Source organism: Spiroplasma endosymbiont of Megaselia nigra, assembly GCF_003987485.1.
In the GTDB taxonomy this organism is placed as follows: Bacteria; Bacillota_I; Bacilli_A; order Mycoplasmatales; family Mycoplasmataceae; genus Spiroplasma.
Window position 1 is genome coordinate 1 of sequence record NZ_RCOO01000071.1, and the last position, 5,698, is coordinate 5,698.

5 protein-coding genes are annotated in these 5,698 nt (G+C 27.6%); all 5 read right to left on the reverse strand.

Translation table 4 applies throughout. The features are described from left to right. Positions 1–512 precede the first annotated feature (512 nt). Positions 513–1,265, reverse strand: coding sequence for an NAD(+) synthase (nadE, locus tag D9R21_RS04035; RefSeq protein WP_241568739.1), 753 nt, complete (start codon positions 1,263–1,265; stop codon positions 513–515). Beyond that, positions 1,265–2,569 (reverse strand): GTPase ObgE, encoded by a 1,305-nt coding sequence (obgE, locus tag D9R21_RS04040; protein WP_126821202.1) that lies wholly within the window; start codon positions 2,567–2,569, stop codon positions 1,265–1,267. The genes nadE and obgE overlap by 1 nt, the downstream gene beginning before the upstream one ends. A 452-nt stretch (positions 2,570–3,021) precedes the next feature. Further along, positions 3,022–3,957: a tRNA (adenosine(37)-N6)-dimethylallyltransferase MiaA gene (gene miaA, locus D9R21_RS04045; RefSeq protein ID WP_126821203.1), complete on the reverse strand. Its 936-nt coding sequence runs from the start codon at positions 3,955–3,957 to the stop codon at positions 3,022–3,024. Between the two features lie 265 nt (positions 3,958–4,222). After that, positions 4,223–5,239, reverse strand: coding sequence for a hypothetical protein (locus D9R21_RS04050; RefSeq protein ID WP_126821204.1), 1,017 nt, complete (start codon positions 5,237–5,239; stop codon positions 4,223–4,225). A gap of 91 nt (positions 5,240–5,330) precedes the next feature. Continuing rightward, positions 5,331–5,558 carry a hypothetical protein gene (locus D9R21_RS04055; RefSeq protein WP_241568740.1) on the reverse strand — a complete coding sequence of 76 codons (228 nt, stop codon included), beginning with the start codon at positions 5,556–5,558 and terminating at the stop codon, positions 5,331–5,333. Positions 5,559–5,698: the final 140 nt, after the last annotated feature.

The following is a 5,698-nucleotide window of genomic DNA, read 5'->3' on the forward strand; positions in this document are numbered from 1 at the left end:
ATCAGCAACTGTTACATTAATTGAAAATGTTGTATCAATTGCTTTTCTTACTTCCTTGATTAAATTAGCATCTCGATTTAATTCCTGATAATCAGCATCCGGATTGGCAATCAAAGCAATTTTTGCTATCGTAACTGAACTTATATTTAATTTTTTCAGCTCAATGTATGCCCACTCATAAATAAAATATTCCTTCCAATAAATTACTTTTGTAATAAAAAATAATCTAATATTCTATGTTTTAAAAATATCTTAACATTATTTATTAGTAATATTTAAATTTAAAAAAACTAAATTATCTACATTAGTTAATTCCAATTTCTCATTTAAATATAAGTTTACTTAAAATAAATATTATAATTGTTCAAAGACATAATGTAATAATTGAAATATATAACTTTGGAAATTCTAAAACTTAACTTCAAAAAAATGTTCTTTCTTTGAAATTACTAAAAGATAAAGACATTAATTCTAATTAAAAAAAGTTTTACAATACTAATTGCAAAACAATTTTAATTTTTGCTAACAGAAATTAACGAACTAAAAATATTGGGTGGTCCTTTAGGTAATCGTCGTTTATGTTCAGAACTTTGATGTAATTGTTTAATTCGTTGTGCAATAGCTGCTGGAACCGATTTTCCTTGTAAATAATAATCTAATTTTTGATAGGTAAATCCTAATTCTTTTTCGTCAGTTTGATTAGTCCATAATCCCGCTGTTGGTGGACGTGAAATAATTTGTGATGGCACACCTAATAGTTGTGCTGCTTGCTGAACTTCAGATTTTAGTAAATGAATAATAGGAACTAAATCAGCAGCACCATCACCATATTTAGTAAAATATCCAACATGTCATTCATCAGCATTATCTGTACCCAAAACCATATAATTATGGCTTTGTGCTAAAGCATATAGAGTCGTCATTCGTAACCGTGGTTTAATATTAGCGAATGCTAATTGATGTGGTGGTAAAGCTAATGTTGCAATTAAATTATCATATGTTGCTGTTAAATCAACAAGATGATAATTTAATTGATGATTATTAATTAATAATTGTGCACATTCTTGATCAAAATAATCAGAATGACAGGGCATGATAACTGCTAAATGATGATTAGGAAAAGCTTGTTTTGCTAATAAACTAACAACAGCTGAATCAATTCCGCCAGATAAACCAACAATAACCCCCTCGCATTTGGATTTTGTTACTTCTGATTTAATTCATTTTACTAAATAACTCAAATATTGTTTTAATTCTTTCATCATTATCCATCCCATTCTAATTCGTAATCAAAAATGCGAACAATATCTCCTGCTTTTGCTCCTTTTGCTCGTAATATTTCAAAAACTTTTAAATCTTGTAATTTTTTATTAAATAATAATAGATTATCATAAGTTGTAATTGGTGTTTTATGATAAGCTTGATAAACTGCTGCCCCCGCTACTTTTCAAACACCATTGCCAAGATTAACAACTTCCACCTCTTGTTCAATTGGTGTGGTATACTTATATACTTTATAATCTTCTTCCGTTGATGTTATTTCATCTAATTGCCATAACGCTTTATTATCCTTAATTTTTGTCAAAGCTGCCCCAATTTGATTTATTAACAATGACAAATTTTGATTCATTAAACCACTAACTTCAATAATTTCTGCAGTTGGAATTTGCGTCTTAAATTTAATTAAATTTTTTGCTGCAATCTCAAGATCCATTTTATTTGCTACAATAATTTCTGGTCGTAATTCTAATTTATAATTATATTTTTTTAATTCTGTTTTAACATTTAAATAATTTTTGTAAACATCTTCTGTTCCATAATTCCCTGACATATCTAAGACATGGACAATCAATTTACAACGTTCAATATGGCGTAAAAAATCATGTCCTAGTCCCTTACCTGCTGCTGCGCCAGCAATTAACCCTGGTAAATCTGCAACAACAAAACTATGATGTTTTTGATCTTGAACCACTCCTAATTGCGGGGTTAAGGTAGTAAATGGATAATCAGCTATTTGTGGTTTAGCTTTTGAAATTTTTGCTAATAAAGTTGATTTACCAGCATTCGGTAAACCAACTAGACCAACATCAGCTAAAACTTTTAATTCACAACGAATCTCTAATGTCTCCCCTAAATCACCAGCTTCAAAGATAGTCGGTGCTTTATTTTTAGAATTTGCAAAGCGAGCATTACCACGGCCACCCTGGCCACCTTTTGCTAAGACAACTTCTTGCTGATGAGTAGTAATATCACCAATAATTTCATTTGTTTGATTATTATAAATTAATGTACCTAACGGAACTTTAATATACTTATTAATAGCATTTTTACCATGCATATTTTTAATGCTTCCATTTTGACCATCGGCTGCTTTAATTTCTCTCTGATATTTTAAATCAAGTAATGTATTCATCCCTTCATCGCCAACAAAAATAATGCTACCACCATTACCACCATCGCCACCCGAAGGACCACCTTTTGGCACATATAATTCACGATGAAAAGCAACGGCACCATCACCGCCTTTTCCTGCAAATAATTTAATTGTTGCAACATCAATAAATTTCATTACGTATCCTTTTCTCGTTATGTTAATTTTGTGCCCTTAAAAATAATCACTATTGTCATTACATTATAAATAATTTTTATCTACTAACAATGTTATCTTTGTTTTTCCTAGCTTAATACTTCTAATTGTTTTAAAACTACTTTGTCAATTAAAAGTAACCCTCTTTATTTTTTGCTTCAATAACTTATTATAAAATTAGAAGATACTTTTAGTATATTAAAATATTTCTTGCACTAATTCTCCTTATATTAAAAAATTTATTAATTAAGTTATATAAATTTATCTTGATAAGTAAAGAAACCTACTTTAAATTTTTTCTTTAATTCTTAAATCATTTTTATATTTGGACATATTATATTATAACAAAATTTAAATATTTTAGGAGTTATTTAATCTTTAAAAAAGAAAAAAACAATTAAAATTGTTTTTTAGAAAATGTTATTAAAAATAAATTATGATTTTAAATAATTACTATTTTTAAATTCAACCATAATTTGTTGACAAAGATCATCAAACTGTGAATAAGAAAATGAATATCAATGAACATTTGTTAATTGATATTTAAATCATGTTATTTGTTTTTTAGCATAAATTTTATTAGCTTGAACCATTGTTGCTAATGTTGCATCATATGAAAGCTCGCCTTTTAAATAACGAATAATCTCTGGACAGCCAATAATTTTCATACTTTGTTTTGCTGAATCATAATTGCAATATTTATATGCTGCTTCAACTTCAGCAAATAAACCCCGCTCTGTTAATCGTAATACCCGTTCAGATAAATATTGATGCAGTTCTGTTTTATCTGGTAATAACCCAATAATATATGGTTCAATATATCATTCATTACGGTGATGATCATTAACTGATTTTAATGTTCCGGTTTGGAAATAGTATTCTAATGCCCGCCAAACACGTTTTCGATTATTAGGATGAACTTTATTACTCTCTTGCGGATCAATTGCTGCTAATTTTTCTCACAAAGCATAATTAGAAATATGTTCATATTCTTTTGTCTTTAATAAATCACGACCCTGATCAGAAAATTTATAATTTTTTAATAGTGCATTAATATACAACCCACTACCACCAACTACAATTGGAAGGTTATTTTTAGTTCATAATTGAACTAATATTTTTTGCCCTTCTTGTTGATACATCTTAATGGAATAATTCTCCTTTAAATCAATTGTTGATAATAAATGGTGTGGAATACCAACTTGTTCAGATGGTGTTATTTTATTTGTTGCAAGATTTAACCCATTAAAAATTTGAGTAGCATCAGCATTAATACATTCCCCATTAAAACGCTGAGCCATCTTAATTGATAAATCAGTTTTACCACTTCCTGTTGGACCAACAATTAAAATAACTTTTTTCTGCACCATCAAAACCTCACTAATCTCTTTATAAATTTTATCGGATAATTCATTTTTTTCAAATTAAAAAACTAACATTCAATTGTTAGCCTTTACTTTATTTTAAAAATAACTCTGAACCGCTTTAAGTGCTTGGGTGTAGAGTTACTGATTTATATAGCGGTTAATAACCCCAAACACACCTTAACGTTATAATAAACGTAGAAAACTGTCCTTGCGGACAATTATATTTTATCATATTTTATTTCTTTTTAGAAAAAATGGTAAACCGCATTTATTCAATTCCTAATAAATTAGAAATTACAAAACTTCCGATTAAATAACTAGAAACTGTTCCATAGATATTTGCAACAACTAATTTAACTCCAATTTTTTGTTTAATTGGTAAAATTGGTAAGTTTTCAAAAATATTTTCGTTACTATTAACAACAGGATGGCCATCAACAAAATATTTGGTTCATTTTTCAGGATCTCAGACCGTAAAAGTTAAAGTGATTCCTGCAATATCATGACTAATAATATTTTGAATGCTTTCTTTATCGTTTTTGTTGTTATATTCTTTTCAAATATTTTTTAATTGAACATTATAATGTGTCTGCACTTTTTGCAAGTAAGTGTTAAGTAAAACATAATAAAAAATTCCTTGATCAAATTTTGTGTTTTCATTATAATTTGCGCTAGTAGGATTTAAAGTCCATGAATGAGAATCTTTAAATCAATCTTTTACATTTTCACTACGAAGTTGGTCAACATATAATCAACGTTTTTTGTCATATAAATCTGATTTTTCTGAAATTGGATTATCATAATAAGATACTAAAGTTTCTAAATCAGTTACTGTTTTATTTTTAGTTGTTTGATCTAAATATCAATTATATTTTTCAACAACCGTTGGTCACGGCTGACTTCTTAAATCTTGCGATGACAGTAAACTTTTTTTCATATATTCTAAACTATCTTTTGCTAAATTTTCTTCACTATGAATTTTTTTTAATTGCGACATAGTTAGTTGCATTTGTTTTAAAATATCTTTGTTTTCAATATTAATATTCATAATATTTTCTTTTGGGAAAAAAGTTGGTTTTACTCATGCATCAAGATTATAATCAAATAATGTGTTAACCTTACTATTTTCATCCAAAACAAAACTATTAATAGTTTTCTTAGTATTTTCTGAAATTGGATTATCTGAAATATAAGGTAAATCAGGGATTGGATTACATCCAATTGTGTATGTTACCGGAGCAGCTAAGATGCTAATTGCAGCAAAGACACTGAACAATTTTTTCATTCCTATTTATCTCCTTTACCAAGAATTTCACATTTGGTATTGTGTAATTACAAATAATAATATATTATTTTTATAAAAAAACAAGATTAAATTATCTTTTTTCTCAAATTGGGTGAACTTCGTGAACTTTCATCATTGTTGTTTTAATAATTTTATCACTTTTAATATTCATTGGTTTTTGAAACTCTTTTTTATTGTCTGTTTTGGTAACACCTTGGACTGCTACTTTTCAATCATTTAATGTTCCTCGTCAAGCTTTTGCATTTTTTCAATGCATTGCTAAACAATTATTAACTTCTAATTTAAGACTGCACCCCAAAAAGTAAGTAAAATTAAAAAAGAACTTTACTAAACTTTTAGAGGAGGTGCATTTTTTAATGGCAGGAAAAGAACAAAAATTTAAAACATATACTGCAGAATTTCGAAAAAATACAGTAAAAGAAATTGAACAAACATCGC